This window comes from Cryptosporangium sp. NPDC048952, from assembly GCF_043197895.1.
Taxonomy (GTDB): domain Bacteria; phylum Actinomycetota; class Actinomycetes; order Mycobacteriales; family Cryptosporangiaceae; genus Cryptosporangium.
The window spans coordinates 166996-193635 of the sequence record NZ_JBICTY010000007.1; the positions used below are offsets into that span (position 1 = coordinate 166996).

A 26640-nucleotide genomic window follows, 5' to 3' on the forward strand; every position below is an offset into this window, starting at 1 on the left:
CCCTTGCTCATCGGTCTTGCTGTGCTCGTCCTGGTCGCCGTCGCCGGCGGCGCTGCCGTGTTCTTCGCGACCGGCGCCAACGGGAGTTCCGAAGCCCCGGCACCGGGCTCGAGACGCACGGCCGCGGAACTCGCCCGCAAAGGCCTGAACTGCATGCAGACGACGCCGGTCACCAGCGGCCTCGCCCCGGCGCAGGAGCGGGTGAAGTGCGCGACCGGCGGTGGCGGGGACGCGGTCGTGTCGACGTTCGAGAACGCGAGCACGGCCCGCAAGGAGGCCGAGCGGGCCTTCGAGAAGCTTTCCGACGCCGACAAGAAGGAGCGCGGCGTCGTGGTCGGCTCGTACTGGACCGTGAGCTGTTCGTTCCGGCAGGTCTGCGAGACCGCGGGCGACTACCTCAAGGGCGAGCTTCTGTCCTAGTCGAACAGGTGCCGGTTCGCGCGGCTCCACGCGAGCCGCGCGTCGGCGGCGTCGAGTACGCCGTTTTCCTGCCAGGCCACCTGGGGCTGCCTGCCCTCGGCCGCCAGCTGCCGGGCCCGCCGCAAGACGTCGCGCTGCTGGTTGATGACCTCGTCGACCAGCCCGTCGATCGACGTCAACCCGTACGCGGCGGCGAACGTCTCGAGGCGGCGGCGCCGGTCCGGCGGCTCCGGGTGGTGCAGCGAGTCGCGGCTGTACAGATCGTCCCGGAACGGCGCCACGTACTCCAGGGCGTAGGCGACGTCGTGCACGGGCCGCTCGGGCCAGGCGTAGTCCCAGTCGAGGATCCCGATCGGCTGGGTGCCGTTCCAGACCAGGTTCCACGGGCCGAAGTCGCCGTGGCAGACCAGTTCTTCGGCGTCGAATGCGCCATCATGGGCGGCCCAGCCGGCCACCGCCGTGGGGCGGAACCCGCGCACGGCGTCGTGGTACTCGCGCAGCAGCCTTGCCATCGCGATCAGGCCCGCGTCGCCGACGACCCGGTGCCACGCGGCGCCGCCGGACTCACCGTCGAGATACGTCAGTACCTCGCGCCCGTCGGCGTCGATACCGAGGAAACGCGGCGAGTACGGGAACCCGACCGCTTCGAGGTGTTGCAGGACTTCGTGCACTGTCGCCGACCAGGCGTGCAGCGGTCGGCGCACGGTGTCGCCGATGCGGACGACCGGCCGGTACGGATCGTCCTGCAGGAACGACGAGGCCGACGGCCCGGAGCTGCCCGGGCCGCCGGCGGTGAACGTGGGCGTCAACGCAGTCCCAGATCCGCCCACACGAGTCGGTGGTCGGAGGTCGGGAAGCCGTTGACCGCCGACCACGCCGGGTCGAAAACACCCGTCAAACGTGACAGCGGATCGGCCTTGCCCGGCCAGAACACACCCGAGCGCACGATTTTCGTGCCCTTGTTCGGCAGCACGTAGTCAGCGTGCAGGTTGCCCGGCGCGGTGTCAGCGAAGTCCGCCGTGTCGAATCGAGGATCACTCGTGTGAGTGGCGTTCGCGCCGCCCTGAACCTTCGACGCTTCGACGGCTCCCGCGCTGGACGGGAACGTGCCGGTGTTGATCAGCGGGTGCTCGGTGAGCTGCCGGGCGGCGTTCTGGTACGAGTCGCCATCGTTCGGGTCGGCGTTCTCGTCCCCGGCGATCACGAAGTTCTGCCCCGGCTTCAACCCACCGTGGTGGCCCTTGTCGTCGTAGATGTACGACGCCTTCTTCGGCGTGACGTAGTCGGCCCAGAACCGGATCTCGTCGTGGTTGCGCCGGCCGTTGCGGTCCTCCGGACCGTCGAAGGTCGGCGGCGTCGGGTGCGACACCAGGAAGTGCACGGTCTTCCGGCCGACTTTCACCGGCACGTCCCAGTGACTCTTCGACGACAGGCGCAGCGCCGCCTGCTCCTCGGGCGAGTAGAAGTCGGTCGGGATCGCGTTGCCGGGCATGTCCTTCCACGTGAACAGCTGGAAGGTGCGAACGGCGGAGTAGTCGATCGGGAACTTCGAGTAGACGACCATGCCGTACTGACCCGGGAACTGGCCGAAGCCCCACGAGTCGTCGCCGTAGGCCTGGTCGCCCGGCGTCGTGTCGGTCACGCCGTTGTTGTTGAGGTCGAAGCCGGACGAGATGCCGGTGTTCGAGGGCGCGACGTACCGGTACGGGTAGCGCTGCGCCGGGGCACCGTTCTGCGACTTCGCCAGGAAGTTCTCGGCGAACAGCCGCGCGGCCTCGGGATCGTAGTCGAATTCGTTGATCAGGACGACGTCCGGGTGCGCGCGCTGGATCACCTCTGCGACGTTGTGCGCTTGGCGCCGGTAGACGTCGTCGACGTCCGGAGCGGCCAGGTGCTCACGAAGCAGGCCCTCGGTGGGCCGGTTGAGTGAGAGGTTGTAGGTGGCGAAGCGGACCGCGCGCTCGTCGTGAGCGACCGCGACGGCCGGTGCCGTACCGATGATCGCCGCGCACACCGCGGCTACGGATAGAACTCGCTTGATCACGCACTCTCGATACCGGACGGCGCACCGCTTCGTGGCACCTTCGGCCGATCCGTCGCCGACAGTTCAATCAGATGGTGTACTGCATCATGAGAGTCGGTGTCGCGCACCACTTCGGCTGGGCCGTGGCCGTCACGGCGTCGGCCGACCAGCGGATCGTCGATCGGCGGCGGATCGCGCTGGTCGAGCCCGGCGTCGCGGTCGCCCCGTTCCACTCCGACGGCAAGGCGCTCGACGACGCGGCGGCGTCGGCACTCGTGGCTCAGGTCCGGGCGTCAGCGATCCGGGCGACGGGCGAGGCGCTGGACGCCCTCGCGGCCGACGTCGGCGAGCCGATCCTGTCGCTGTCGCTGCGGGCCTGGTCACCGGACTTTCCCACCGACATCGCGGTGCTGCGCCGGGTGCCGTACGAGGCGCGCGCGGACTCGGTCATGTACCGCCAGGTGCTGGCCGAGTCCGCGGAAGCCCGCGGCTGGGCCGTGCACCTCTTCGACGCCAAAGACGTCGAAGCGCAAGCTACCCGCCTCCTCGGCGCGCCGCTCCCCCGGCCACCCGGCCCACCCTGGACCAAGGACCACCGCATCGCCCTGGCCGCAACCGTCCTGGCCGCCGCTCCGCGCTAGCGAACCGCAGGTGCGTAGGTGTGCCGCGTCAGTCGTCGGCGACCTGGCGGTCAGCGGCGACGTAGGACGCCGCCGCGGTGAGCGCGGACACCGTCAGCACGGACGGCCAGCCGCCGATGCGCTTGGCCAGCGGGTGCGAGAGCCCGAACGCTCCGAAATACGTCGCGACCAACGCCCCGGTCACCGCGGGGCTGGTTCGCCGTGCCCACTCGCGTCCGGCCAGCGCGCCACCCACCGCGAGCACGACCCCACCGAGGGGTCGGATCCCGGTCCGCCGCGCCACCTGCCAGCCCCCGATGAGTGAACCCGCAGCAATCGCCGCCGTCGGAATACGCATGCGCAGACCGTACCTCTACCCATCGATAGAGGACCGGTTCGCACCCGGGGCGGAGGTTCGGGACAGGTGTCGTCCCTAGTGTCAGGAGCGTTCCGCTTCAGACCGAAGGACACCGATGACCAGCAAGGCAACCTACTTCCTGTCCCGCTCGATCGAGACGCTCCTGCTCCTACTCGGCATCGGGACGATCTTCGCCGAGGACACCGTCGGGTGGATCCTGCTTTGGGACTGCATCGCGATTTTCTACCTGGCCACCCGCATGTACCGCTTACGCCGCAGCAACCGGCGCGGCGACGACGTCTGGCTCACCCGCAGCCTCGGCGGCCGCGTCGGCCTGGCCTTCACCGTGCTCACCAGCCTCATCGGCATCGGCGCCGGTCTCGACATCGCGGTGAGCGGCGGCGGCGACGAAAAGTGGTTCGCGTCGGCCGTCGGATTGCCGTGCGTCATCCTCGCCTGGGCGATCCTGCACTTCGGGTACGCCGAGCGGTACGCGAAGACCTACTACGCCGCCGACCCGGCCAACCCCCCGCTGTCGTTCCCGAACATCGACAAGCCTTCCTACGTCGAGTTCGCGTACTTCTCGTTCACGCTCGGCACGACGTTCTCGGTGTCCGACGTCGAGACCCGCACCAGCGCCATCCGCCTGCAGGTGCTCTCGCACAGCGTCCTGTCGTTCCTGTACAACACCGCGACGATCGGTATCGCGGTCAGCGTCATCACCGGCTGAGCCCGGTACGGAGCGTCGCCCAGGTGAGCTTGCCCTCCGGCGTCGGCATCGTGCCCCAGCCGGAAGCGAACTCCTCCACCAGCCGCAGACCGTTCCCGTTCCGCCCCGGCCGCACGGCTTCCATGCGCCGGGCCGGCGTCGACGAGCGGTCGGCGACGCAGACGTGCAGCAGGTTCGCCCGGTAGATGAGCGTCACGACGACGTCGGTGCGGGCATGGACGGCCGCGTTGTCGACCAGTTCGCTGACCACGAGCGCGGCCGCCGACTCAAGATGGTCCAGGTCCCACGCCGTACAGGCGTTCCGAGTGGCCAGGCGGGCGTCGGCGGCGGCCTGCAGAGTGGGCCGCAGCGCGAACCGGAGCCGCCCCCGCACGGGCGGCCCCACGGCGCGCGCGAGCGCTTCGGGAAGCGTGCGGCAGACGGTCAGGTGCTCGGGGACGGCCGTGAGGGCCAGCGCCGACGCCAGCTGCCCGGTCACCCCGGCGAGCAGCAGCGGCACGTTCGGCCACGGTTCACCCTGCCGCTGCACGGCCGGGAACACGTTCAGCACGACCGGCCCGCTGACGCTCAGCTCGGAGACGTCGGCGATCACCGCGACCGGACAGTCGGTCAGGCACGTGAGCAGGACACCCCGCACGGTCGGGACGTCCCGGAGCGCCAGCAAACCCCGCAACCGGACGATCGTCACCTGACGATCGGCGCGAACGTCGTACGACACCGCGCCCACGCTCAGTCCGGTGGTTCGACCAGCACCGAGGGATGCAGGTCCCCGGCGCGCAGTACCCGACGGGCGAACGGGGGCGGGTCCCAGATCGACACGTGGATGTCGAGCACCTGCGCGACCTCGGCGACCGTGTTCAGGCACTGCAGCCCGGCGGCGCCGAAGAACGACAGGTGTCGTAGGTTCAGCACCAGCGCGTCCCCACTCTGGTCGCGGCAGGCGCCGAGCAGTTGATCGGTGAGCCAGGGTGCCGTGCGGGCGTCGACGTCGCCCTCGAGCGCGTACAGCATGCAGCGGTAGCGGGTGCCCAGCCGGGCGCTCAACGTGCCAGTGGGGTCACTGATCACCTGGACAGGCCCGCGGCGCGGGGGCGTGCACCGATCGGTGTACATCAGGTCCCCCGGTTTTGCTACGCATCGGCGCTACACCACCACCGAATGTGCTCAGCCTACTTCGATGCGCATTAGCGCGCCTTCCCGTCCTTTCGCCCCGCTTCGCGTGATGCGTTGACCGCGGAGGCAGCCTGAACCCATGGACCCCACGATTCGGTCGAACCGGCGCGCCTGGGACACGGCGGCGCGCACCTACGTCGAGGAGCACGACGTCTGGCTCGCCGTCGCCGCGGACGGCTCGTCGCTCCTCGACGTCGAACGCGAATTGCTGCGGGACGTTCTGGCGGCCGCACCGGACGTCGTCCACCTGCAGAGCGGCAACGGCACGGACGACGTCGCACTGGCCAACGCCGGGGCTCGGTCGGTGGTGGGCGTCGACTTCAGCGAGGTCACGACGCGAGCCGCGCAGCGGCGCGCCGACGAACTGGGTGCACCGTGCCGCTACGTGGTGGGGGTGCTGCCCGGCGCTCCGCTGGCCGGTGGCAGCGCCGATCTCGTCTACACCGGCAAGGGCGCCCTGATCTGGCTCCCGGACCTGGACGCCTGGGCCGCGGACGTCGCCCGCCTGCTGCGCCCCGGCGGCCACCTGTTCCTCTACGAGGAGCACCCCGCGTTCGCGCTCTGGACCTGGGACCCCGACGAACCCCGGATCCGCCCGGACCGCGACTACTTCGCGGCGAGCCACGTCAACGACGACTTCCCCGCGAACGGCGCGGTCCAGCGGCAGCACACGCTGGGCGAGATCGTGACGGCCGTGGCCACGGCCGGCCTGCGGATCCTGCACCTCGAGGAGTACGCCGAACCGTTCTGGCGGATGGGCGGGGTCACCGCCGCCTCCTGGAACGGCCGGCTGCCGAACTCGTTCTCGCTGCTGGCGGTGGCACGCTAGGGGGTGATGAGCTCTCGATCGCTGTCCGTTCTCGGTACCGGATGTGTACTGGTGTCCCTCCTCCTGTTCGGTGTGCTGCACTTCGTGCCGCCCTCGGCCGAGCTGGACTGGTCCCGCCGGACGATCAGCCAGTACGCGCTGCTGTCGAACGGCTGGCTGTTCGACACCGCGACCCTGCTGCTCGCGGGCGGATCCCTGGCCGTGCTCGCCGCGCTGTGGACCTCGCGGCTCCTCACCCGCGGCGCCGCCGTGGCCCTGCTGCTCTGGGTGGTCGGGCTCGTCGGCGTCGTCTGGTTCGAGAAGCACAACTGGGCCGTCGGCCCGTCGATCAACGGCGACATCCACCGCGCCGCCAGCCTGCTGGCGTTCCTGAGCCTGCCGGCCGGCGCGCTGCTGGCCGCGGCCCCCCAACTGCGCCGGTCCGACGCCGCCCGCTGGGTCGCCGCGGGCGGCGCCGTGTCGTTCCTCTGCTTCACGCCGATCCTGTGGGCACTGGTGTCCGAGCCGTGGACCGGTGTGCGCTGGTGGCGCGCGATCCCCCTCGGCGGCGTCGAACGGATCCTGGGCCTCGCCGAGGTCGCGACCGTGCTGCTGCTGGCCGTCTGGGCCCGCTCAGCTCACCGACTGGAAAAGGCGCCGTAGGTCCGCGGCGAGGTCCTTCGGCGGGTCCGACTAGGCTACTGAGCCGCCGACGTTGCGGATCATGCGCTGGAGCACCTTGAGCGTCGTCACGTAGTCGGCGTCGTCGATGCCGTCGTGGATCGCGGCGCGCACCGCTGGCGCCTGCGCAGCGACGGTGTCCTTGGCCGCGTCGCCGGCCGCGGTGATCGTGAGGCGCCCCCGGTCGTCGCGGGTGATCCAGCCGCGTTCGAGCAGCGTCTCGGCTTCGGCGGCCAGGTCGTCCTCGGGCCGGAGATACGTGGCCATCGCCTCGTACAACTCCGGGATGCTCCGCGGGCTCCCGGACGGCCACAAGTCTCCCGTCGACAAGTTGCGGAGCAACCAGAACTGCGGTTGCGTGAAGCCCAGCTCGGCCTGTCGCGCGCGGATGAAGGCGATCACCGCCTCGTAGGCGACACCGGTCCAGTAACCGGCGGGCTGGTTCGCGAGTTCAGTGTCGGTCATCGTCACGCGCCCGAACGTAGGACCTGAACTCCGGTTGAGGTCAAGGGCACGGCGCCCGGTACGGCAGCGAAGGCACGTACTTCGCCCACTCGGCGCGGGTGAGACCGTCCCCGCTCGCCCGGCAGACCAGTCGAGCGGCCGCTTTGGGGTCGATCGTCCACAGCCACACAGTGGCTGACCTTCCAGCCGCAGCTACCGTCTGGCCGTCCCGCGCGAACGCGACCGTGTACAAGGCCTTGTCTGAGGCGGTGAGCGTTCCCAGCAGCTCAGGTCGTGCCAGATCCCGGGTGTTCCACAGCGAGACAGTACCGTCCGTGACAGCACCTGCGAGCATGTGACCGTCCGGGCTGAACGACAAGGCGTAAACGTAGTTATTCGGGCCTTCGAGAACCGGCCCAGTCCGCCGCGGGCGGACCGGGTCCGTGACGTCGTACAGGCGCGCGGTGTGGTCGCCGCTGCCCATCGCGAGGGTCCGGCCGTCGGGGCTGAAGGTCAGCGCCATCACGTAGTGATCGGGGCCGCGGAGCGGGCCACCGAGCGCCCGCGGGTGGTCCGGGTCGGACACGTCGACGAGCCGTGCGGTCTTGTCCACGCTCCCGGCGGCCAACAACGCTCCGTCCGGACTGAACCGAACCGTGTAGACGTACGACTTGAACGTCGCCGCGACCGCCCGCCGAATGGACCGGGCCGGATCTTCCACGTTCCACACCTGCACGGTGCCGTCGTCGCTGCCGGTGGCGAGGCTCCGTCCGTCCGGGCTGAACATCAACGATTCGACGACGAAGCCCGGCGCCACGACGGCCTGCCCGTGCGGCACCGGACGCCGGGGGTCGGTGACGTCGTAGAACCGCACCGCGCCGTTGCCGAAGCCGACCGCGAGCGTCCGGCCGTCCGGGCTGTACCCGACGGAGGTGGCCAGGTCGGGCGCCGTCATCGGCGTGCCGATCCGCTGGTGGTTCCGCGGATCGAAGAACGAGACGTCGTGCCCGGCGACCGCCAGTACCGCGCCGTCCGGGCGGAAGGCGACCATGTTGACTGTTCCCGGTAACCCGGTGAGGACCGGACCGGGCAGATGCCACACCCGGGCGACGCCGTCGGCGGCACTGGTGAGCAGGCGCGTCCCGTCGAACGTCACCGCCGTGACCGGACCGGGATGGATCAGCCGGGCGACGACCACCCGCCGGGCCAGGTCCCACACCTGGGCGGTGCCGTCCGAGCTCGCCACCGCGAGCTTCGTGGCGTCGTCGTTGAACGCGACGCCGTTGATCCAGCTGTCGGTTCCGGCGAGACGCTCGGGGACCGTGCCCTGTTGGTTCCAGAGGTACGTCTTCGTATCGGCGCTGCCCGCGGCCAACGTCCGACCGTCGGGGCTGTAGGCGATCGCGAAGATCTTTCCGTCCGGGCCGGTCAGCGGTGGACGCGGGACGGGACGCGCCGGAGCGGTGACGTCCCACCGCTGCACCGACCCGTCCGCCAGCCCGGCGGACAGCTCCCGGCCGTCCGGGCGGAACGCGACGGCCTGCGCGAAGCCGGTCAGGCCGTCGAGGACCGCCACCGGGCGGTGCGTACCGACGTCGTAGAGGCGCACGGTGTTGTCGCCGCTTCCCGCGGCCAGCAGACGCCCGTCCGGGCTGAACGCCACCGAGTAGACGACGGCGGCCGGCCCGCCCAGGACCGCCACGGCCCGCGGGTGGTGCGGATCGGCGATGTCCCACAGTCGGATCCGGTGGTCGCCGCTGCCGGCCGCGAGCAGCCGCCCGTCCGGACTGAAGGCCGTCGTGTAGACGACGTCGGTGGGGCCGGTGAGCGGGGTGCCGAGCGTGCGCGGATGCGCGGGATCGGTGACGTCCCAAAGACGGACTGTCGTGTCCGCGCTGCCGGCCGCGACCAACCGCTTCCGCGGACTGACGCTGATCGACTGCATCACACCGTTGCCGCCGAGCATCCGGGGCGACGCGGTGGTGGCCGACGCGTCGATGAGGCTGGCGCGCGCTTCCGGGGTGTCGGCGATCCGGTTCGCGACCAGGCTCAGCTGTGCGGCCAACGGCACGTCGGTCTGCCTGACCCGGTCGGCCCGGATCGCGACCAGCCGGGAGAGCGCGAGGTTGCGCTCGGTCTCGGCGGTGCGTCGCTGCTGCACCGCGACGACGACTCCGGCGACGGCCACGAGCAGCAGCACGATCAGTACGGCCACGGTCTGGTAGAGCCGGGCGTTGCGGCGCCGCTCGCGCCGCAGTCCCGCCTCGACGAAGTCGCTGACCAAGGGGCCGTCTCCCCCTGCCGCCAGCCAGTCGCGGGCGGCGACGAGCCGGGCACCGCGGTAGAGCGCGGCCGGGTCGCGCTGTTCCCGGTCCCAGATCTCGGCGGCCTCGGCGAGCCGGCGGGCCATGATCAGCGTCGACCGGTCGGCGTCCAGCCACTCCCGCAGCCGCGGCCAGGCGGAGAGCAGCGCCTCGTGGCTGAGGCTGACGGCGTCCTGCTCCACCGTGATGAGCCTGCGTCGGACGAATCGGTCCAGCACCGGTGATCCGGCCCGCTGGATCTCGGCGATCGGAGCCCGGCGGCGGGTGTCCGAACCGTGGTCGGAGACCTGGACGAGGCGGAGGAACAGGCGGCGGGCGAAGTCCTGTTCGTCGGGGTCGAGCTCGGCGTAGGCGTTCTCGGCGGTCCGTGCGACGGCACCATGCAGACCGCCGGTCGCGTGGTAGTCGGCGAGCGTCAGCCGACGGCCCCGGCCCAGCTCGTACGTGGCCAGTAGCACGTGCGACAGCAGCGGTAGGGAGCCGGCCTCGTGCCCGGTGTCGCGCAGCAGGACGTCGACGAATCCCTCTTCGACGTCCATCCGGTCGCGCCGGGCGGGCTCGACGATCGCGCGGCGCAGCCCGTCCACGCTCATCGGCGGCACGATCACCTGGCCGACCTCGGCCGCCGCGGCCAGCAGCGGTACGCGCAGCGCGTCGGCGTAGAAGTCCGCCCGCAGGCCGAGGACGACGCGGAGCGTCGGGGCGTCACCCAGCGCGCGGAGGAACTCCGACCGCTCGGTCTCGTCCGCACACAGGGTGAAGACCTCTTCGAACTGGTCCAGGATCGTGGCGGTGAGTTCCTCCCGTCCGAAGAATCGGTCGGTGTCCTCGGGCTGGAAGCTGGCGAGCCCCAGGTACGGCGCCGGGGCACCGCTCGGGCGCGGTCCCGGCGCTCGCCGGATCCGGTTCAGCGCGGCGACCCACGCCGCCACCTCGGCCGGGTCGTGCACGCCGCACGCCTCGAGCAATCGCGGCAGCGCGTCGACCGGCTTGAGCGGCGGCAGGTGCCGACCGCCGAAGTAGCCGCCGACGGTGCTCGCCGGCACCCCGGTCAGCTTCGCCACGTCCCGCACCGTGCGCCCGGCCCGCTCCCGCAGGCCGGTGAGCGCAGCCGCGAACTCCTCACGGCTGTTGACGTCTTGAGGTTCCGGCCACGACGAATCCACTCAGGCCCCCCCGGGTCTCGTGTGGACACAAGTGTACGAAGCTGTACGGCCATCCGGCTCCCGCGTGGGCTTTGCGTTCAGCGTCGGCATTGGTGTGGCTTGTTGCTCTGAGCGGCATGGCCGGCGCTGCGCTCGCCATCGCCTGGCGGGCGTGGACGCTTCTGCAGCGGCCCTGTGCGCAGATCAACGACCTGATCTCCTCCTCGGGCGACAAGTTCGCCGTCGTCGATTGGCTCGCTTCCGCGCTCTCCGTACGACGCCAGCTCGTCGCTGCGGCTGTCGGCGGGCTCAGCTGCACGTACTGGCTGTGGTCGGCTCAGGCGTCGATCGGGACGGAACGCGAACTCAGCCCGGTCTCGTACGTCGCCGTCGGCTGGACCGGCGCAGTCGGCGGCCACCTGACCCACTGGCTGCTGGTCATTTTCGAATTCGGCCGTCGCGTGCTCTCCCGACGCGACCTCGAGATGGTGTGGTTCTCACCGGCGAGCACACCCGGAGTCGTCGAACTGAGCGCGGGTTACACGTTCGGCGCCGCCGCTATCCTCGCCTGCTTAGGGACGGCCGAAATCACGGCGCTCAACGTACCCAATCCGGACGACAGCAGCGTTGTCTCCGTGGCGGTCGCGGTGTTTCCGCTCCTTGCCGCGGTCATGACCCTGCTCGTCGGGATCCTGCCGCACTGGTGGCTGTACACGCTGGTGAAAGACGTCCGCCTGGCCACGTTGAAACGACTGCTGACGGGCACGCTCGAACTGTCGTCGCCGGAGACGAGCGGCCAGGACGAGGACGCTCTGTCCAAGGTCAGCCTCTACCGGCTCGTCGAGAACAGCGAAGTAGGCGGGCCGCGGACCAGCGCGACCCCTCCGGCGCGCCGGTCCGGGCGCACGCCGGACGGTGTCATCGCACCGCGTTTCCGGTTCCGCCGACAGCCTTCGGGAGACGTTCGTACAGATCCGTACAGCCCTCGACTACGCCCGAGGCAGGCGGATGACCGCGCGGGTGCCCTGCGGCCGGTTGGGCATGAGCCGGATCGTGCCGCGGTGCGCCTGGACGATCGCGCGGCTGAGCGCGAGCCCGAGGCCCGCGCCCGGAAGCTGCTGTTCGCGGCTGAGAACGGTGCGGTAGAAGGGATTCAGTACCTCGACGCCCTCGTCGTCCGGGATGCCGATGCCGGTGTCGGCGACGACCAGTTCCACCGTGCCGGTCGCCGAGCACCCTGCCGACACCGTGACAATCCCCCGCGGGCTGTGCGTCACGGCATTGCGCAGCAGGTGGTCGAGCACCTGCCGGATCCGCTCGCCGTCACCGTCGATGCGCAGCCCCGGCTCGACCTCCGCCCGCAGCACCGCGCCGGCCTCGTCCGCGGTCGCCTGGCTGTCGGCCAGGGCCGCGTCGACGATCGCGCCCACGTCGAGCGGCTCCCACACCAGGTCGGCGTGGCCGGAGTCGAGCGCCGCCAGGTCGAGCAACTCGTCGATGATGTGCCGCAGGCGGCTGGTGTTGCGGTCGATGACGCCCAGCAATCGGACGTTCTCCTCGTCCAGACCCGGCGTCTCCGCCAACAGCTCGGTGTAGCTGGCGATCGACGTCAGCGGCGTCCGCAGCTCGTGCCCGACGAGGAACAGGTACTCGTCCTTGCTTCGCGCCAGCGCGAGTTCGGCGTCCTCGGCGCGGCGACGCTGCAGGAACTGCGCGATCTGCCCGGCGATGCCGGACAGCAGCACCGTGACCGCGCCCTGCTCGTGCTTGACGACGTCGGTGACGAAGCAGAGCGCACCTCCGGCGTCCGCCACCGGTACCGCCACCCCGCTGCCGGACCAGGCCGGCTCGTTGCGTTCCCACGCCGGGGTCGCGAGGGCACCCGAGCACGGGGAGTGTCCGTCCGGATACGCCGCCACCGGCCGCAGGACGTCACCGTCGTCGGTCATCCAGAGCTCGCCGGCAGACCACCCGAGCGTGGAGCAGACCGCTCGCAGGACGGTCGGACCGGCCTGCTCGATCCCCACCGCCTCGGCCAGGGCCTTCCGGACCGCTCGCTCGGTCGCGAGGAAGCGCTCGGCGTCGAGGCGATCCATCCGCCCGACGAGTTCACCGCAGACCCGCGCCGACGCCTCGATTCCGGCCAGCTCCCGGGGCTGCCAGAAATGTGGCTGGTAGTCCATCGCCGCGCACACCCCGACGATCTCGCCGTCGCCGTCGACGACCGGGTAGCCGGCATAGGCGCGGCCGCCGTGGTCGAAGATCGGCGCGTCCGGCGGTACCCGGTCGTCGGTCAGAACGTCGTCGATGACGATCGGGCGTCGGCGGATCAGCACCAGCCCGGCGACGGTTTCTGACGCCGGGATGCCCTGCAGCACCTGCCAGCCGTCGCGCAGTCCGCAGGCGCCGATCATCTGCAACAAACTGTCTTCGGCGACGTAGATCAACCCGGCGGCGACCCCGGCGGCCAGTGCGGTGAGCGCGGCGAGGTGATGAGCCGCCGAGTCGATGTCCTCGGAGGCGCTGGGGTCGAACGTCCGCAGCCGGACTCCTCGGACCACCGGGTCGGGCTCCACGGCTGAGTGCTTACGCGTCGTCATCACTGCTGATACTACAACTAATCGGATATAGCGGACGTCCACGTGGTTGGTCGTAGAGTGTCCGCATGGCAGAGCCGGTGAAGGGTCCCGCGTCGTACTTCCCGTCGATCGAGAAGAAGTACGGCCGGCCGATCAGCGAGTGGCAGGACCTCATCCGAGCCTCGCCGCTGACCAAGCACATGGAGCTGGTGAACTGGCTCAAGGCCGAGCACGGCCTCGGGCACGGCCACGCGAACGCGCTGGTCGGGTACACCCTGGCCGAAGACAAGTAATGGACTACGCCGCCGCGCTGGTCGACCAGGACCGGCAGTTCGCCGACATGCTGCGCGGCGCCGACCTCAGCGCGCCGGTTCCGACCTGTCCCGGCTGGACGCTCACCCAATTGCTGCGCCACCTCGGGCGCGGGCACCGCTGGGCGGCCCAGATGATCCGGGAGCACAGCACCGAGCCGATCGACCCTCGCGCCGTCGAAGGCGGCAAGCCGCCGGCCGACGACGAGGGGGCGCTGGAGTGGGTCGCGGGCGGCGGTCAGATCGTGCTGGACGCGGTGGCCGCCGCAGACGCGGATACGCGAGTCTGGACCGCGGTGGGGCCGCGGCCGGCCTCGTGGTGGATCCGCCGGCGCCTGCACGAGTCGACGGTGCACCGCGCGGACGCCGCGATCGCGCTCGGCGCGCCGTACTCCCTACCGGCGGACCTGGCCGCGGACGGCGTCACGGAGTGGATCGAACTGCTGGTCGTCGAACAGCAGCCGCTGCCGGACGGCGTCAGCCTGCACCTGCACGCGACCGACGTCGACGCCGAATGGACGGTTCGCGGTACCGCCGCGGGTCTGACGTTCGAGCCGTCGCACTCCAAAGCCACCGCCGCGGTCCGCGGCCCGGCGACCGAGCTCCTGCTCGCGATCACCCGCCGCCGGTCCGATCCTTCCCTCGAACTCTTCGGTGACGACACCGTCTGGCGCACCTGGCTGGACAACACCCCGTTCTAGCGTTCGCCCGATACGGTCCGGGGATGCTCCTCGGAATCGTGGTGTTCGCGCTGGGCATCCTGCTGTCGCTGTGCCTGCACGAGGCCGGCCACCTCGGTGCCGCCCGTCTGTTCGGCATGAAGGTCACCCGGTTCTTCGTCGGGTACGGGCGGACGCTCGCCTCGTTCCGCCGCGGCGAAATCGAGTACGGCGTCAAGGCGATCCCCGCCGGGGCGTTCGTGTCGATCGTCGGCATGGTGCGGCAGTTCGACGAGACCGACGACGATCCGCGGGCGATGTGGCGGTACGCGCTGTGGAAGCGGACCGTCGTGATGGTGGCGGGGGTGGCGGCGAACGTCGCGTTCGGCGTCGTCCTGATCTGGGGCATGTTTTCGTTCACGCCACTGCCCGACGGTGACCGCTTGCAGCGCGAGCCGGTGACGGTTGCCACCGTGGCCGAGGCCAGCGCCGCATCGCAGCTGGGCCTGCGCCCGGGTGACGTGATCACGACGCTCGACGGCCGGTCGATCCGCGGCTGGAACGCGTTCACGAACGCGGTGCGGGCGTCCGGCGGTCGGACGCTGGAGATCGGTTACCAGCGCGACGGCAGCGCGCGGTCGGCGTCGGCCACGCTTCCGGTGGTGGACGGCGCCGGCCGGCTCGGGGTCACCGCGGAGGTGCCGCGTACGGTGGCCGGGCCGGTCGACGCGGTCGGCCTCACCGGCACCCAGACCGCCACGATGATCACGGGGACGCTCAGCGCGCTGGCGCATCTGCCGGAGCGGGTTCCGGCGGTGTGGAATTCGTTGACCGGCGACGAACGGGACCCGGAAGCGCCGGTGAGCATGGTGGGCGCCAGTCACCTCGGCGGCCAGCTCGCGGAACGCAGTGAGTGGTCGTCGTTCGTGCTGCTCCTGGCCGGGCTGAACTTCTTCCTCGCGGCGTTCAACCTGGTGCCGCTGTTGCCGCTGGACGGTGGGCACGTGTCGGTCTGGTGGTTCGAGCGGGCGCGGTCGTGGCTCTACGCGCGCCTGCGCCGCCCCGATCCGGGCCACGTCGACTACCTCAAGCTCGCGCCGCTCACCTACGTCGCCGTCCTGATCTTCGCGGCCTTCACGCTTCTCACGGTGGCCGCCGACGTGGTCAACCCCGTCGTGCTGTAGCTCAGGCGCGCGCGAAGCGGACCCGGCGCGTCGTCGGGTCGGCCTCGATCAGGTGTACCCGAAGACGCTCCCCCGCCGTCAACCCCGGCCCCGCGCACTTCGCCCACACCGGCGGATCGTCCAGCGCCACCGTGCCGCTCTTGCCCTCGCCGGAGATGTCGACGACCGCCGCGTCGAACTCCTCGCCGATGCGCTCGGCGAGGAGCACGGCCTCGGTGAGATCCACGACCGCGCGCTCGAACTCCCCGGCGCGACGGGTCGCGCCGGCCATCACCGCCGGCAGCTCGGGCAGCGCCTCGAGCACCCACGCCGGCACCGGGGAACCAGAAGTGACAGCCAGGCACACCTCGGTGGCGTACCGGTCCGCGAGACGACGCAGCGGCGCCGTGACGTGCGCGTACGGCGCCCCCACGCCGGCGTGGAACGGCTGCGGCGGCGGCCCGTCGGTGAAGGGGGTGTAGCCCGAGCCCCGCAGCAGCGTCGCCGCGACGTCGAGGAACGCGGCGCCGCGCGGATCGGCCGCGTCGACGCTGGCGACCACGCGACCGGGGGATGCACCGTCGGGCCAGCCCACGCCGAGACTCGGCGCCACGGTGCGGAGCCGCTCGACGTCCGCGGGCGCTGCGGGCGGCAACGTGCGCAGCAGACCCACGCCGGCGCCGAGCATGATCGCCGCCGCGCACTCGCCGGTGAGCAGCGAGACCTGCGCGTTGTGCCGCTCGGACGGGCTCTGCGCGCGCAGCACGAGCCGCCACCCACCGTCGTCGGTGCGCTCGACGTCCTGTTCGGGCACGTCGAGGTCGATGCCGCCGCGCTCCAACACCCGCTCGACGCGAACCTTGCCGAATGCCTCCAGCGCCGTCAGGGCTTCCGGCCGTGCGCCCGCTTCGACCTCGGGATAGGACAGTTGCTGCCGGCTGCGCACTGTCGCTCGTTCGACTGCGACGTCCAGCGGCGTGGCGTCGGCAGAAAGACGGACCGTCCAGACGACGGCGGGCCGCACCTGATCGGGCAGCAGGCTGGCCGCCCCCTCGCTGAGTACGGCCGGGTGCAGCGGGATCCGGCCGTCGGGCAGGTACAGCGTGACGCCGCGGCCCGTGGTCTCACGGTCGAGCGCGCTGCCGGGACGGACGAACGCGGCCACGTCGGCGATCGCGTAGCGCAGCAGGAATCCGTCGCCGTCCGGGACGAGGTGCAACGCCTGGTCGAGATCGCGCGAGCCGGGCGGATCGACGGTGACGAACGGGACGTCGGTGAGATCGACGCGAGGGAACTCAGCGGGGGCGGCGGCCGCTTCGGTGAGCGCCTCCGGCGTGAAGTCGGGCGGTGTGCCCAACTCGGTGCGGATGGCGCCGAAGTCGATCGCCGGTGCCCGCAGCCGCCGCGTCGGCGACCCGGTGACAGTCCAGGCCTGCTCCCCACCCTTCACGGCCCGGACGCTATCAGTCCCCTCCGACACCCCCACCTCAAGGCTGAACGTTCTCTCATAAACATCGGTTGTCAGTTACCACCACCTGATAATCGGTCCAGGAACGACACCGCGAACCTGACGGTTTCCTAACAGACGTAAGTCCTGGCCAGGAGGCATCTACGAGCTGATTCAGATGGGGGTTGATCGGCCCGGGAGCGTGGCACCGTCGAATGCATGCGGAGCACATTCGTCACGACACGCGCAATCGCAACGCTCGTTCTCAGCATCATTGTGGGGATCGCGACCTATCAGTTCACGAGCGATCTCCGGATGTCGCTGTTCGTATTCCTGGCGACCGTTTTCTGCGGATACATGTACACGATGATCAGCGTCGCCACGCGGGAGGAGTGAACCGTCATCCAACAACCGTCTCGGGTGGTCGACGCCCAGAACCAGGGCTGGGGCCTGGCCGCCGCCACCGGCCGCTACGCGGCCGACTTCGGGGTTCCCCGCGGCTTGCGCTCCGCGGTCAGCTATTCCGAGCTCGCCGCGACCCGCGGTCCGATCCGACCGGTCGTTCCGGCTTCCGACGCCGATCGCGACGCCTTGCTGCGCGCTTTCCGTGACGCGGGGCCGAGGGCCGCACTGTCGTTGCTCGTCGCGCTGCAGCGGGTGTTCCGGGACGCCGCCGCCGGCACCGAGTACGACAGCGCGCGGCGGACGTTGATCGCCGGCTCCGAGGAGTCGTGGGAAGCCGCGCACCTGACGATGCTGTTGGGGCGGGCGGCACCGAGCGGCACAATCGATTCGCTCGCCGTCGCGACGATCGTGAGCGTGCTGAGGCCGTGGGTCACCCGGCCGGACGAGTACGTCGAGGTCGCGCAGACGCTGTCGGCCGTGTTCGCGTCGTTCCTCGACGAGGACGTCGACGGGCGGCCGCGCGGATGGCGCGGCGCGGCGGACACGTCGCTGCAGCCCGGCGCCGCCGCGTTCGAGACGAACGGCGGACGGCTGCTCTACAGCTGGCTGGCCGCCCGCTCCCGCCGCTCCCGCCTGCTCAGCGAGTAGTTTCCCGACGCTGGGCCTCGCGGCGCTGCCGCTTGCCGAGCGGGGCCATCGACAGGTCCTGCGCGGTCGACCGCAGGTTCTTGTAGCCGTACCCACGCTCGGTGAGCCACGCCGCTGCATTCTCCTCGGCCTGCTCGGTCGCGAGCAGGATGTCTTCCTCGTCCTCACCGGTGTCCTGGAAGCGGAACGTGAACGCGTCCCGCGCGGCGATGTCGTAGGTCAGGCTGCCCTCGGGCGTGAACGCGGCGTTGAACACGTCGTGCTGAGCGGCGTCCGCCTGCAGCGCGGCCCGCTGCTCGGGGCTCAGGCCGTCGAAGAAACCGCGGACGATGATGCGGAAGGTACGAGTACTCACCACCCCACCCCATCACCGTCGTCCACCGAATTCCGACCGGGGCACAATGGGCCACGTGCCAATTCGCAAGCTGGGCTTCCTGACGATCGGGCTGTTCGACGGCGCGGATCCGCGTCCCGGCCACGAATCGACGCTCGAGATCATCCAGCTGGGCGAGGAGCTCGGCTTCGACAGCGCCTGGGTGCGCCACCGGCACCTGCAGTACGGCATCTCGTCGCCGGTCGCGGTGCTCGCGGCCGCGTCGCAGCGCACCCGCCGCATCCATCTCGGCACCGCGGTGATCCCGCTGGGCTGGGAGAACCCGCTGCGGCTGGCCGAGGACCTGGCCACCGTCGACCTGCTGTCCGGCGGACGGCTGGAGCCGGGCATCAGCGTCGGCCCGCCGATGCACTACGACCGGGTGAAGCCGGCGCTCTACCCCGACACCGACGAGGACTTCAGCTACGAGCGGGTCGCGCGGCTGCTGCGCTTCGTCCGCGGCGAGGACGTCACCGAGGCCGGCACCGAGGGCTTCGAGGTGTTCTCCAACCGGGTCGAGCCGCACTCCCCTGGCCTCGGCAGCCGGATGTGGTACGGCGGCGCCAGCCTGCGCTCGGCGCAGTGGGCCGGCGAGAACGGCATGAACTTCCTGACCAGCAGCGTGGTCAAGGCGGAAGAGTCCGAAGACTTCGCGGACATCCAACTCTCGCACATCCGGACGTTCCGGGCAGCCAACCCGGACGGTCGGGTTTCGCAGGGCCTCGTGGTCATCCCCACCGACAGCGCGACGGCCGAGCAGCGCGCCAAGTACCGGGCCTACGTCGAGGCGCGGACCCCGCGAACGCTGACGCCGCAGGGTCCGGGCCGGATGCTGTTCGCCCGCGACCTGATCGGCTCGTCCGACGAGATCGCCGGGCAGCTGCATGCCCACGCCGCGTTCCCCGAGGTGAGCGAGGTGGCGTTCGCGCTGCCGTTCAGCTTCGAACACGAGGACTACGTGCAGATCCTCACCGACATGGCCGGCAAGCTCGGCCCGGCGCTGGGGTGGACCCCCGCCTCGTGACCGCGCTGGAAGACTTCACCGCGCTCCGGCCCCGCCTGTTCGGTATCGCCTACCGGATGCTCGGCAGCGTCGCCGAAGCCGAGGACATCGTTCAGGATGCCTGGCTGCGCTGGCAGGATTACGACCACGCGTCGGTGCGCGAACCGCGGGCGTTCCTGTCGACGACGGTGACCCGTCTGGCCATCACCGCGGCGCAGTCGGCGCGCAGACGCCGCGAGACCTACCTCGGGCCGTGGCTGCCCGAGCCGGTCGACACCAGCGCCGACCCGACGCTGGGCGCCGAGCGCGCCGAGGCACTGGAGATCGCGGTGCTCCACCTGATGGAGCGCCTGACGCCGACCGAGCGCGCCGCCTACGTCCTGCGTGAGGCGTTCGACTACTCGTACAAGGAGATCGCGGACGTCATCGAGGTGTCCGAGGTGTCCGCACGCCAGTTGGTGAGCCGGGGCCGCAAGCACCTGGCGTCCGAACGCCGCGCGACGGTGGATCCCGGTCAGCAGCGGCGGCTGCTGGAGGCGTTCCTCGCGGCCTCCCGCGCCGGTGACGTCGCCGACCTGGAGAAGCTGTTCGCGGAGGACGTCGTCCGGTACTCCGACGGAGGCGACGCCGTGCGTGCGGCCCGCGTTCCGGTGCAGGGCCGGGCCAAGGTCGCCCGGCTGCAGGACGCGTTCCGCGAGTTCTTCGGCGCGACCGATCTGCGCTGGGGCGACGTGAACGGCCAGGTCGCGGCCGTGTTGTCGCGGAACGGCACCACTGTCGCCGTCGGCACCGTCACCGCGTCGGACGAGGGGATCACCGAGATCTACTGGGTGCTGAACCCGGTCAAGCTCACCGGGCTGTGAGACCCAGGTGCCAGAGCCGGTCGGCGGCGTCTCGGTCCTGTGCGAACGGCTCGAGTGCGACCTGGTGCTCGTCCTCGTAGTACGCGCCGGTCGTCGACGCGGTCGCCAGCAGGATCGACGTCGCCGCGCCCTGCACCGGGGTCTTGTAGTAGTCGGGCGTGAGCAGGCTGCTACGGGTCGGAGAGTGCGTTCAGCACCGCGTTCAAGCGGGTGGTGGGGGTGTCGCCGCGGGGATACCGCCGGTCAGACGGGTAGCTCCAGGCCGACCGTCAGGCCGATGCGGTCGGAGAGGACCTCGTCGTCGAACAGGGGCTTCGCGTCGAGCGCGGTGGCGCCTTTGAGCAGAATGTAGTCGATGCGGTGGACGGTGGAGCCGTGCGGGAGGAACTCGGCGCGGAACGTCGTCAGGTCGGTGTGCTCGAACGGGTCGTGCCAGGCGCCGTCCTCGGTGACGAACGGGTCGAGCGGCGAGCGGCTGGCGATGTTGAAGTCGCCGGTGAGGATCGTACGGAGTGCTGTGGGCTGCTCCTCGACGAACGCGTGGAGGCGTTCGAGCTGGTCGCGGTGGAAATGGAAGTAGCGGTTGTCGGTCGTCCAGCGGCCGTCCTTGTTCGCGGTGAGGTGGGTGTTGACGACGAGGGTGTCGCCCATCGTCACGGCGAGCGTGCCCTGGCGCCGGGCGTTGAGGGCCCGCCCGGCGCGGAACCGCGCCGTGCTGGTGCGCGGAGCGGTGCCCGCGAACGAGCGGTAGTGCGCCCGGCCGAGCGGATGCCTCGAAAAAGTGGCCACACCCCCAGCCGGTCCGCCGGAGATCGCCGGATGCCTCGCCACGTGCTCGAACGACGGAAGATGGCGCCGTAACGTCGCCAGCCCACGTCGTCCCCACAGCTCCTGAACGTTCAGCAGATCGACGTCGGACGCCTCGAGCCGCCGCCCGATCTCGGCCGCCCGAACCGCGAGCGGCGGCAGCCCCGACAGCACGGTCGGCAACCCACAGATGTTCAACGTCGCAACCCGAAGCGGCACCACCATGTTCCGGGAGCGTAAAGGAGTGGTCGGGGGGCATGAAGGGGCATGTGTCGACGGATGTTGAAGTGGAAGTCGGGCTGATCGCGGAGCCGGATGCGCCGACGGACCTGGCCCGGTCGCTGGCCTCGGAGCTGGAGCCGGAACTGCGCCGCCGCCATCCCGAGCTGGGGTGGCGGTTCGTCGTGGTGGACGGGGCGGGGGACGCCACGGACATCATGGGCGACGCCCGCGACCGGCTGCTCGACGAGAACTGGGACCTCGCGATCCGGCTCACGAACCTGCCGCTCTCGGAGGCTCGGCGCCCGGTGGTGGCGCAGGCCAGCGCGGCGCACAGCGTCGGAGTGGTGTCGGTGCCGGCGCTCGGGGCAGTGAACGTGCGGCGGCGGGCGCTGCCGGTGGTCGCCGACCTGATCGATCAGCTTTCCGGCATGGTGGACCCGACGCCCGACGAGGACGACCGGCGGCGCAGCACGCAGCGGCTGCGGGAGCTCGCCGAGGAGCCGGGCGAGTTCCGGGTCTCCCGGCTGGTCACCGGGAACATCCGGCTGCTGGCCGGGATGATCCGCGCCAACCGTCCGTGGCGGCTGGCGATCCGGCTGACCCGAGCACTGACCGCCACCCTGGCCGCGGGGGCGTTCGCGCTGGTCACGCCCGATATCTGGGCGCTCGCGGACGCGTACGGGTCGGTGCGGCTGTCGGCGATCGCTGTGGTGTCGGTGCTCGCGATCACCGTGACGCTGATCGTCGGCGGCAATCTGTGGGAGCGGGCGCGGCACCCGGGTCAGCGTCGGCAGGTGGCGCTGTTCAACATCACGACGACGGTCACCGTGGTGCTGGGCGTGCTGGTGCTGTACACCGTGCTCTTCGTGCTCGCGATACTGCTGGCGTTGGCGCTGGTCGTGCCCGGTCTGCTGGGCGATTCCCTGGGCCACCCGGCCCAGTTCTCGGACTACCTCGAGCTGGCGTTCCTGACCAGTTCGCTCGCCACCGTCGGCGGGGCCCTCGGCGCCGGGCTCGAGTCCGACGAGGCGGTGCACGAAGCCGCGTACACGTACCACCGCACGGGGTAAAAGACCCACCCTGCGGCCGATCGGCCTGCAACTTAAGCGACGCACGTTTGGCCGTATGAGGTGCGCGTGCTGCGGCGAATGGATGATCGAGCCGGTGACCCTGGACGACGTCCCACGCCTGCGCCTGTCGTGCCGCGGCTACCTGGTCGGCTACTACACCGCCCCGGAGTCCCTCGCGGCCGAACTCCGCCGCCAACACGGCCCCGAACTGGCCGACTTCCGCGCCGCGGCGTGACGAGCGGTCAGGCGAGCGTGACCATGCCGTAGTCGCCGTCGCGGCGGACGTACAGCACCGTGCCGCGGTCGGTCGCCACGTCGGTGAAGAACACGAACGGCTGCTCGCTGCGCGCCAGACGGATCGCCGCCACCTCGACGCTCAGCCGCGGCGCCGGCTCCCGCTCGATCGACACCGCCACCGCCGGGCACGTGTCGATCGGCGCCCGCCGCGCCTGCACGAGCCGGTACCCGGTCGGGCCGGCGCGGTGCACGATCGTGTCCTCGCCGCTGTCGGCGTCGCGGAACAGCTCGAAGTCGCGGTCGAGCAGGTCCAGCACGGCGATCGCCTCGTCGACGGTGCACTCCCCCGACACCACGCCCGGCACCCGGATCCGCGGCGCCGCCGGCACGTCCGCCGCCACCGGCCGACGGTGGGCATCCGCGCGCCGGTCCTCCTCGGAGCGGTCGATCGCCGCGCGGAGCTCGTGCCTGAGCTGGTCCAACCCGTCGTGCGGGGTCTTCGCCGTCGTGTGGACGCGAATCCGCGTGCCGTTGAGGTTCACTGTCGCGTACGACGCCACGGGCCGGTCCAACGACGGGTCGTCGTACCGCACGATCCGCACGTCGGCGCGGAGCACCGGGCCTCTGCGGTCACCGACAGCGGTCCGGATCGCCGTGCGGGCGTACCGCGCGATCTCGGGCGCGAGCTGTCCGCCCAGCGTCACCGCCACCGCGAAGCCGGGTGCTTCCACCACCGTCGTGGGTTCGTGAACCTCGGTCTCAGTCATCGTCGACCTCCTCGATGACCGGCATCGTCGCCCTTCGGAACGATCCGGACACACCCGCCGCGCCGCACCGCGACCAGGCCGTGATCTAGAAACGCCGGAAACGCGTGATCAGCCGCTGGTTCTTCGTCGGGCCGTGGACGTCCCAGAGCGTCCGTAGGCGACGGCCGTCCCGGTCCAGCGCGACCACCCCGTCGTAGGTGTCCCGGCCGCACGGGTGCACGACCGGTACCCCCGGCCGCCAGGGATGGAACGGCCGACCGTCCTCGAAGAACATCCACCACTCGCCGTCGAGCGGCTGCAGCAGCGACACCCGGGTCACCGGGAGGTCGGAGCCCTGCCACCGCAGAACGCCGCTCTCCGCGAGCCGGACACCGGAATCGAGGGCCGAAACCACGAGCGTCCCGGCCACGGTTCCGTACGTCCCGGCCGACCGATCGACGACCCGCCGCGCCATCGTCCACTCACCGATCAGCTCGCGCGGTTCCACGCGCCCCACGGTATCCCGGTAACCTGACCGGCCCGGTCGTGCACCGACCTGCGAAACTCGATGGAAAGAACCTGGGAGCGAGGGGACGTACTCGATGCGAGCGGTGGCGGCGATGGTCGCGCATTCAGCCCATGTGGAAGCGGGGCTGTTGTACGTGGAGGGCGCGGGCTGGGAGTGGGCCAAGCTCCCTGCGCTGCCCGAGACCGCGAACGTCACGTTCGCCGCCGTTTTCGGCGTGACGCCCGACGAGGTCGATCGCACGCCGCTGATCCGCATCGAGATCGACGGCCCGACGAAGTCGCTCGGCCACGTCGACCATCACTTCGTGGTGAACACGATTCACCAGATCCCGGGTACGCCGATCCACGAGCCGCGGGTCATCGAGCTCACCGACGTCACGTTCGTCGAGTGGGGTCTGCACCGCCTCACGGCGGTGCGCATCGAGGGTGACGAACGCCAGGAGCTGGCCGTGGTCGAATTCTCGATCGTTCAGGCGTGAAGCAGACGCTCCACCACTGAGCGCACGGGTGTCGCCGGGCGGCCGAGGACCTTCTCCAACGTCGGATCGGTGACCGCGAACTCCCCCTGGCGCGCGGCACGGAACATGCCGAGGATGAAGTCGGCCACGGGCTCGGGCAGACCCGTGGCGGCCTTCCACTCGTCGTCACCCACGACGACCCGCGTGACCGTCCGCCCGAGCACCTCACCCACCACGCCCGCGACCGCATCGAAGTCGAGCGCGTCCGGCGCGGTCAGCGGCGGGGTGACGCCCTCGAGCAGGCCGTCCCCGAGAAGCGCCGCCACCGCGACGTCGGCCAGGTCGTCGTGCCACGTCCACGAGAACGGACCGTCCTCGGGCACCGCCAACCGGCCGGACTCGCGCACCCCGCCGAGGCTGAGCCCGATCGCACTCGCGTAGTAGCCGTTACGCAGTGCCGTGAACGGCACGTCGAGTCCAGCCAGGTGCTCCTCGGTCCGCGCGTGGGTGTGCATCGCGCCGAACAGCGACGACGCCGACGCACCCTGGTGGCTGGTGTAGAGGATCCGCTTCGCTCCGGCCGCTCGAGCAGCGTCGACTGCGGCTTTGTTGGCGGCGACCGCCGCCTCGGTGTCGGAGATTCCCGCCGAGACGACGAGCGCCGTCTCGACGCCCTCGAAGGCATCCGCGAGACCCGCGGGTGACGTGAAGTCGCCGGCGCGGACCCGCACGCCCCGATCGGCGAGTGCCGATGCCTTGGCGGGCTCCCGCACACTCACGCCGACGTTCGCGGCGGGAACCCGCGCGAGCAGCCGTTCGACGATCCGTGATCCGAGCTGTCCGGTGGCTCCGGTGATGACATACATGGCTGACTCCCTGGATGTTTCCATTGATACGTCCAGGACGTTAGCACTGGTTCGCTTCCACCGCTAACCGCAAATTGTTATCATTGATTCATGCGAGACAAGATCGTCGAGGCCGCCGCGAAGCTCCTGCGCGAGCAGGGGATCCGCGCGGTGACGACCCGCGCCGTGGCGGAGGCCGCCGACGTCCAGGCCCCGACGATCTACCGGCTGTTCGGCGACAAGGAAGGCCTGGTGGACGCGGTCGCCGAACACGTCCTCAGCGCGTACGTCGCCGCGAAACTGCAGACCCACGTCGACGGCGACCCGGTCGCCGACCTGCGCGCCGGCTGGCATTCGCACATCGAGTTCGGTCTGGCCAACCCCGGCCTGTTCACGTTGATCTACTCGTCGGAGCGCGTCGCGCAATCACCGGCGATTGCCGCCGGTATCGAGAAACTCCGCGACCGCATCCGCGCACTCGCCACCGCGGGGTTGCTGCGGGTCGACGAGGACCGCGCGCTCGCGATGGTGCACGCGGCCGGTGTGGGAGCCGTGCTGGCGGTGCTGGACGGCGCCGCCGACCGGAGCGACCCCGGATTCACCGACGCGATGTTCGACGCCGTCGCCGGGAGCGTTCTCAGCACGAAGCCGGCCGCGGACGACGATTCGCTGCGCACCGTCGCCGTCACGTTCGGGACGCGGATACCGGAGCTTCCCGGCCTCACCGACGCGGAGCGGATGCTGATGAGCGAGTGGCTCACCCGCTCGCTCAAAGCCGAGCCACCGTCAACAGGTGCGAGCTGATCCCGAACTGGCTCTCGTCCTGCTCGACCGCGCGCACCGCCTCCAGGAGCGCCGCGGTGCACTCGTCGTCCTCCAGCCAGCCCTCCCGCCCGGCGAACAGCCAGGCCGCGGCCTCCACCGCGTACCGCGTCGCGCCGGGCATCCCCGCTTCGGCGAATTCGTCGCGGATCTCGTCGGCGGTGTGGAAGTACGCGAGTGTGAAGAGCTCCTCGTCGAGCCCGTCGTGGATCCCGGTGGCCAGCTCGGCGTCGACGATGCGGCGGACCGCCGGTTGCAGATAGCGGGCGCGTAACACGGCGTCCCACATCCCCGCGTGCCGCAGGATCGTCGCCGCGACGACCACCCCTCCCGGCGCGGTCACCCGCACCGCCTCCCGCAGCGCCGCGATCCGATCCCCGCGCTCGGTCAGGTGATACAGGGGCCCGAGCAGCAGCGTCGCCGCGTACGTGTCGGACGGCTCGTCCAGCTGCCGGGCGTCGCCCAGCACGGCGTCGACGCCGGGAATCGACCCGGCGTGCGCCACGTGCGACGGAACCGGATCGACGAGCCGGACCGGATGGCCGTCGGCGGCCAGCCAGCGGGCGTGGGCGCCGGTCGCGCCGCCGACGTCGAGGATCGGGCCCGGCGGGAGCACCCGGCGCAGGATCTCCTGCGTGCGCAGGAACTCCAGACGGCCGTTGCCGGCCTCGAGGCGGGTCAGCTCGCCGAGGCGTTCGTAATAGGTGTGTATCGCCGCTTCCATGACC

32 protein-coding genes are annotated in these 26640 nt (G+C 70.9%); 16 read left to right on the top strand and 16 right to left on the bottom strand.

What is annotated here, in order from left to right; all coding sequences use genetic code 11:
- The first annotated feature begins 3 nt into the window (after positions 1 to 3).
- Complete coding sequence (locus ACGFY5_RS34360) at positions 4 to 420, top strand: hypothetical protein (protein WP_392726764.1); 417 nt, start codon at positions 4 to 6, stop codon at positions 418 to 420.
- On the opposite strand, the gene ACGFY5_RS34365 is transcribed toward ACGFY5_RS34360, so the two are convergent.
- The gene (locus tag ACGFY5_RS34365) at positions 417 to 1229 is read right to left on the bottom strand and encodes an aminoglycoside phosphotransferase family protein (RefSeq protein ID WP_392726766.1); all 813 of its coding nucleotides are present in this window, start codon (positions 1227 to 1229) and stop codon (positions 417 to 419) included. The two genes, ACGFY5_RS34360 and ACGFY5_RS34365, sit on opposite strands and share 4 nt — an antisense overlap.
- Positions 1226 to 2461 (bottom strand): endonuclease/exonuclease/phosphatase family protein, encoded by a 1236-nt coding sequence (locus ACGFY5_RS34370; RefSeq protein ID WP_392727833.1) that lies wholly within the window; start codon positions 2459 to 2461, stop codon positions 1226 to 1228. Before ACGFY5_RS34370 ends, ACGFY5_RS34365 begins: the two co-directional genes overlap by 4 nt.
- Before the next feature lie 89 nt (positions 2462 to 2550).
- Between ACGFY5_RS34370 and ACGFY5_RS34375 the strand changes: the two genes are divergently transcribed.
- Positions 2551 to 3084, top strand: a complete 534-nt coding sequence (locus ACGFY5_RS34375) for a hypothetical protein (protein ID WP_392726768.1) — start codon at positions 2551 to 2553, stop codon at positions 3082 to 3084.
- A 28-nt stretch (positions 3085 to 3112) separates the two neighbouring features.
- Here ACGFY5_RS34375 and ACGFY5_RS34380 read toward each other — a convergent pair whose 3' ends face one another.
- The gene (locus tag ACGFY5_RS34380) at positions 3113 to 3421 is read right to left on the bottom strand and encodes a hypothetical protein (protein ID WP_392726770.1); all 309 of its coding nucleotides are present in this window, start codon (positions 3419 to 3421) and stop codon (positions 3113 to 3115) included.
- Positions 3422 to 3536: 115 nt separating this feature from the next.
- On the opposite strand from ACGFY5_RS34380, the gene ACGFY5_RS34385 reads away from it, so the two are divergent.
- The gene (locus ACGFY5_RS34385) at positions 3537 to 4151 is read left to right on the top strand and encodes a DUF1345 domain-containing protein (protein ID WP_392726772.1); all 615 of its coding nucleotides are present in this window, start codon (positions 3537 to 3539) and stop codon (positions 4149 to 4151) included.
- Here the strand turns inward: ACGFY5_RS34385 and ACGFY5_RS34390 are convergent.
- Positions 4141 to 4869, bottom strand: coding sequence for an ATP-binding protein (locus ACGFY5_RS34390; RefSeq protein ID WP_392726775.1), 729 nt, complete (start codon positions 4867 to 4869; stop codon positions 4141 to 4143). The genes ACGFY5_RS34385 and ACGFY5_RS34390 overlap by 11 nt on opposite strands.
- Positions 4870 to 4880: 11 nt before the next feature.
- The gene (locus ACGFY5_RS34395; protein WP_392726778.1) at positions 4881 to 5195 is read right to left on the bottom strand and encodes an STAS domain-containing protein; all 315 of its coding nucleotides are present in this window, start codon (positions 5193 to 5195) and stop codon (positions 4881 to 4883) included.
- A gap of 208 nt (positions 5196 to 5403) precedes the next feature.
- On the opposite strand from ACGFY5_RS34395, the gene ACGFY5_RS34400 reads away from it, so the two are divergent.
- Entirely contained in the window at positions 5404 to 6153 is a 750-nt protein-coding gene (locus ACGFY5_RS34400; protein ID WP_392726779.1) for a class I SAM-dependent methyltransferase, read from the top strand.
- Positions 6154 to 6159: 6 nt separating this feature from the next.
- Positions 6160 to 6795: a DUF998 domain-containing protein gene (locus tag ACGFY5_RS34405; RefSeq protein ID WP_392726780.1), complete on the top strand. Its 636-nt coding sequence runs from the start codon at positions 6160 to 6162 to the stop codon at positions 6793 to 6795.
- Between the two features lie 30 nt (positions 6796 to 6825).
- On the opposite strand, the gene ACGFY5_RS34410 is transcribed toward ACGFY5_RS34405, so the two are convergent.
- The 3 genes from ACGFY5_RS34410 to ACGFY5_RS34420 all read right to left on the bottom strand — a co-directional run bounded on the left by ACGFY5_RS34410 (position 6826) and on the right by ACGFY5_RS34420 (position 13326).
- The gene (locus tag ACGFY5_RS34410) at positions 6826 to 7278 is read right to left on the bottom strand and encodes a MarR family transcriptional regulator (protein WP_392727836.1); all 453 of its coding nucleotides are present in this window, start codon (positions 7276 to 7278) and stop codon (positions 6826 to 6828) included.
- 40 nt (positions 7279 to 7318) lie between these two features.
- A complete protein-coding gene (locus ACGFY5_RS34415) occupies positions 7319 to 10747 on the bottom strand; it encodes a helix-turn-helix domain-containing protein (RefSeq protein WP_392726783.1) in 3429 nt (1142 codons plus the stop codon).
- Between the two features lie 968 nt (positions 10748 to 11715).
- Entirely contained in the window at positions 11716 to 13326 is a 1611-nt protein-coding gene (locus tag ACGFY5_RS34420) for an ATP-binding protein (protein ID WP_392726784.1), read from the bottom strand.
- A 65-nt stretch (positions 13327 to 13391) separates the two neighbouring features.
- Here ACGFY5_RS34420 and ACGFY5_RS34425 point away from each other — a divergent pair, with 65 nt between their 5' ends.
- The 3 genes from ACGFY5_RS34425 to ACGFY5_RS34435 are packed head-to-tail and all read left to right on the top strand — an operon-like array spanning position 13392 to position 15459.
- Positions 13392 to 13598, top strand: a complete 207-nt coding sequence (locus ACGFY5_RS34425; RefSeq protein ID WP_392726787.1) for a DUF4287 domain-containing protein — start codon at positions 13392 to 13394, stop codon at positions 13596 to 13598.
- On the top strand, positions 13598 to 14317 hold the full coding sequence (locus tag ACGFY5_RS34430; protein ID WP_392726788.1) for a maleylpyruvate isomerase family mycothiol-dependent enzyme: 720 nt from the start codon (positions 13598 to 13600) through the stop codon (positions 14315 to 14317). Before ACGFY5_RS34425 ends, ACGFY5_RS34430 begins: the two co-directional genes overlap by 1 nt.
- Before the next feature lie 23 nt (positions 14318 to 14340).
- Complete coding sequence (locus ACGFY5_RS34435; protein ID WP_392726789.1) at positions 14341 to 15459, top strand: M50 family metallopeptidase; 1119 nt, start codon at positions 14341 to 14343, stop codon at positions 15457 to 15459.
- A gap of 1 nt (position 15460) precedes the next feature.
- Here the strand turns inward: ACGFY5_RS34435 and ACGFY5_RS34440 are convergent, their stop codons facing one another.
- Entirely contained in the window at positions 15461 to 16888 is a 1428-nt protein-coding gene (locus ACGFY5_RS34440; protein WP_392726791.1) for an RNB domain-containing ribonuclease, read from the bottom strand.
- 216 nt (positions 16889 to 17104) lie between these two features.
- Between ACGFY5_RS34440 and ACGFY5_RS34445 the strand changes: the two genes are divergently transcribed.
- Both ACGFY5_RS34445 and ACGFY5_RS34450 read left to right on the top strand, forming a co-directional pair.
- Complete coding sequence (locus ACGFY5_RS34445; protein ID WP_392726793.1) at positions 17105 to 17281, top strand: hypothetical protein; 177 nt, start codon at positions 17105 to 17107, stop codon at positions 17279 to 17281.
- A gap of 24 nt (positions 17282 to 17305) precedes the next feature.
- A complete protein-coding gene (locus ACGFY5_RS34450) occupies positions 17306 to 17938 on the top strand; it encodes a hypothetical protein (RefSeq protein ID WP_392726795.1) in 633 nt (210 codons plus the stop codon).
- Here ACGFY5_RS34450 and ACGFY5_RS34455 read toward each other — a convergent pair.
- Positions 17928 to 18293, bottom strand: a complete 366-nt coding sequence (locus ACGFY5_RS34455) for a DUF6204 family protein (RefSeq protein WP_392726797.1) — start codon at positions 18291 to 18293, stop codon at positions 17928 to 17930. The two genes, ACGFY5_RS34450 and ACGFY5_RS34455, sit on opposite strands and share 11 nt — an antisense overlap.
- A gap of 55 nt (positions 18294 to 18348) precedes the next feature.
- Between ACGFY5_RS34455 and ACGFY5_RS34460 the strand changes: the two genes are divergently transcribed.
- Together ACGFY5_RS34460 and ACGFY5_RS34465 are read left to right on the top strand one after the other, a co-directional pair.
- The gene (locus tag ACGFY5_RS34460) at positions 18349 to 19335 is read left to right on the top strand and encodes an LLM class flavin-dependent oxidoreductase (RefSeq protein ID WP_392726798.1); all 987 of its coding nucleotides are present in this window, start codon (positions 18349 to 18351) and stop codon (positions 19333 to 19335) included.
- Positions 19332 to 20177, top strand: a complete 846-nt coding sequence (locus ACGFY5_RS34465) for an RNA polymerase sigma-70 factor (protein WP_392726801.1) — start codon at positions 19332 to 19334, stop codon at positions 20175 to 20177. The genes ACGFY5_RS34460 and ACGFY5_RS34465 overlap by 4 nt, the downstream gene beginning before the upstream one ends.
- Here the strand turns inward: ACGFY5_RS34465 and ACGFY5_RS34470 are convergent.
- Entirely contained in the window at positions 20164 to 20313 is a 150-nt protein-coding gene (locus ACGFY5_RS34470; protein ID WP_392726803.1) for a hypothetical protein, read from the bottom strand. The genes ACGFY5_RS34465 and ACGFY5_RS34470 overlap by 14 nt on opposite strands.
- 107 nt (positions 20314 to 20420) lie before the next feature.
- Positions 20421 to 21209, bottom strand: coding sequence for an endonuclease/exonuclease/phosphatase family protein (locus ACGFY5_RS34475; RefSeq protein WP_392726804.1), 789 nt, complete (start codon positions 21207 to 21209; stop codon positions 20421 to 20423).
- Between the two features lie 62 nt (positions 21210 to 21271).
- On the opposite strand from ACGFY5_RS34475, the gene ACGFY5_RS34480 reads away from it, so the two are divergent.
- Together ACGFY5_RS34480 and ACGFY5_RS34485 are read left to right on the top strand one after the other, a co-directional pair.
- Positions 21272 to 22276, top strand: coding sequence for a hypothetical protein (locus ACGFY5_RS34480; protein WP_392726806.1), 1005 nt, complete (start codon positions 21272 to 21274; stop codon positions 22274 to 22276).
- An 82-nt stretch (positions 22277 to 22358) separates the two neighbouring features.
- A complete protein-coding gene (locus ACGFY5_RS34485; protein ID WP_392726808.1) occupies positions 22359 to 22511 on the top strand; it encodes a hypothetical protein in 153 nt (50 codons plus the stop codon).
- 7 nt (positions 22512 to 22518) lie between these two features.
- Here ACGFY5_RS34485 and ACGFY5_RS34490 read toward each other — a convergent pair whose 3' ends face one another.
- Together ACGFY5_RS34490 and ACGFY5_RS34495 are read right to left on the bottom strand one after the other, a co-directional pair.
- The gene (locus tag ACGFY5_RS34490) at positions 22519 to 23280 is read right to left on the bottom strand and encodes a sigma 54 modulation/S30EA ribosomal C-terminal domain-containing protein (RefSeq protein WP_392726810.1); all 762 of its coding nucleotides are present in this window, start codon (positions 23278 to 23280) and stop codon (positions 22519 to 22521) included.
- Between the two features lie 85 nt (positions 23281 to 23365).
- Positions 23366 to 23767: a DUF6314 family protein gene (locus ACGFY5_RS34495; RefSeq protein ID WP_392726811.1), complete on the bottom strand. Its 402-nt coding sequence runs from the start codon at positions 23765 to 23767 to the stop codon at positions 23366 to 23368.
- Positions 23768 to 23879: 112 nt separating this feature from the next.
- Here ACGFY5_RS34495 and ACGFY5_RS34500 point away from each other — a divergent pair, with 112 nt between their 5' ends.
- A complete protein-coding gene (locus ACGFY5_RS34500) occupies positions 23880 to 24266 on the top strand; it encodes a hypothetical protein (RefSeq protein ID WP_392726813.1) in 387 nt (128 codons plus the stop codon).
- Here the strand turns inward: ACGFY5_RS34500 and ACGFY5_RS34505 are convergent.
- Positions 24257 to 25111 carry an NAD(P)H-binding protein gene (locus ACGFY5_RS34505; protein WP_392726815.1) on the bottom strand — a complete coding sequence of 285 codons (855 nt, stop codon included), beginning with the start codon at positions 25109 to 25111 and terminating at the stop codon, positions 24257 to 24259. The two genes, ACGFY5_RS34500 and ACGFY5_RS34505, sit on opposite strands and share 10 nt — an antisense overlap.
- 90 nt (positions 25112 to 25201) lie before the next feature.
- Here ACGFY5_RS34505 and ACGFY5_RS34510 point away from each other — a divergent pair, with 90 nt between their 5' ends.
- Positions 25202 to 25894 (top strand): TetR/AcrR family transcriptional regulator, encoded by a 693-nt coding sequence (locus ACGFY5_RS34510; RefSeq protein WP_392726818.1) that lies wholly within the window; start codon positions 25202 to 25204, stop codon positions 25892 to 25894.
- On the opposite strand, the gene ACGFY5_RS34515 is transcribed toward ACGFY5_RS34510, so the two are convergent.
- Entirely contained in the window at positions 25860 to 26636 is a 777-nt protein-coding gene (locus ACGFY5_RS34515; protein WP_392726821.1) for a class I SAM-dependent methyltransferase, read from the bottom strand. The two genes, ACGFY5_RS34510 and ACGFY5_RS34515, sit on opposite strands and share 35 nt — an antisense overlap.
- Positions 26637 to 26640: the final 4 nt, after the last annotated feature.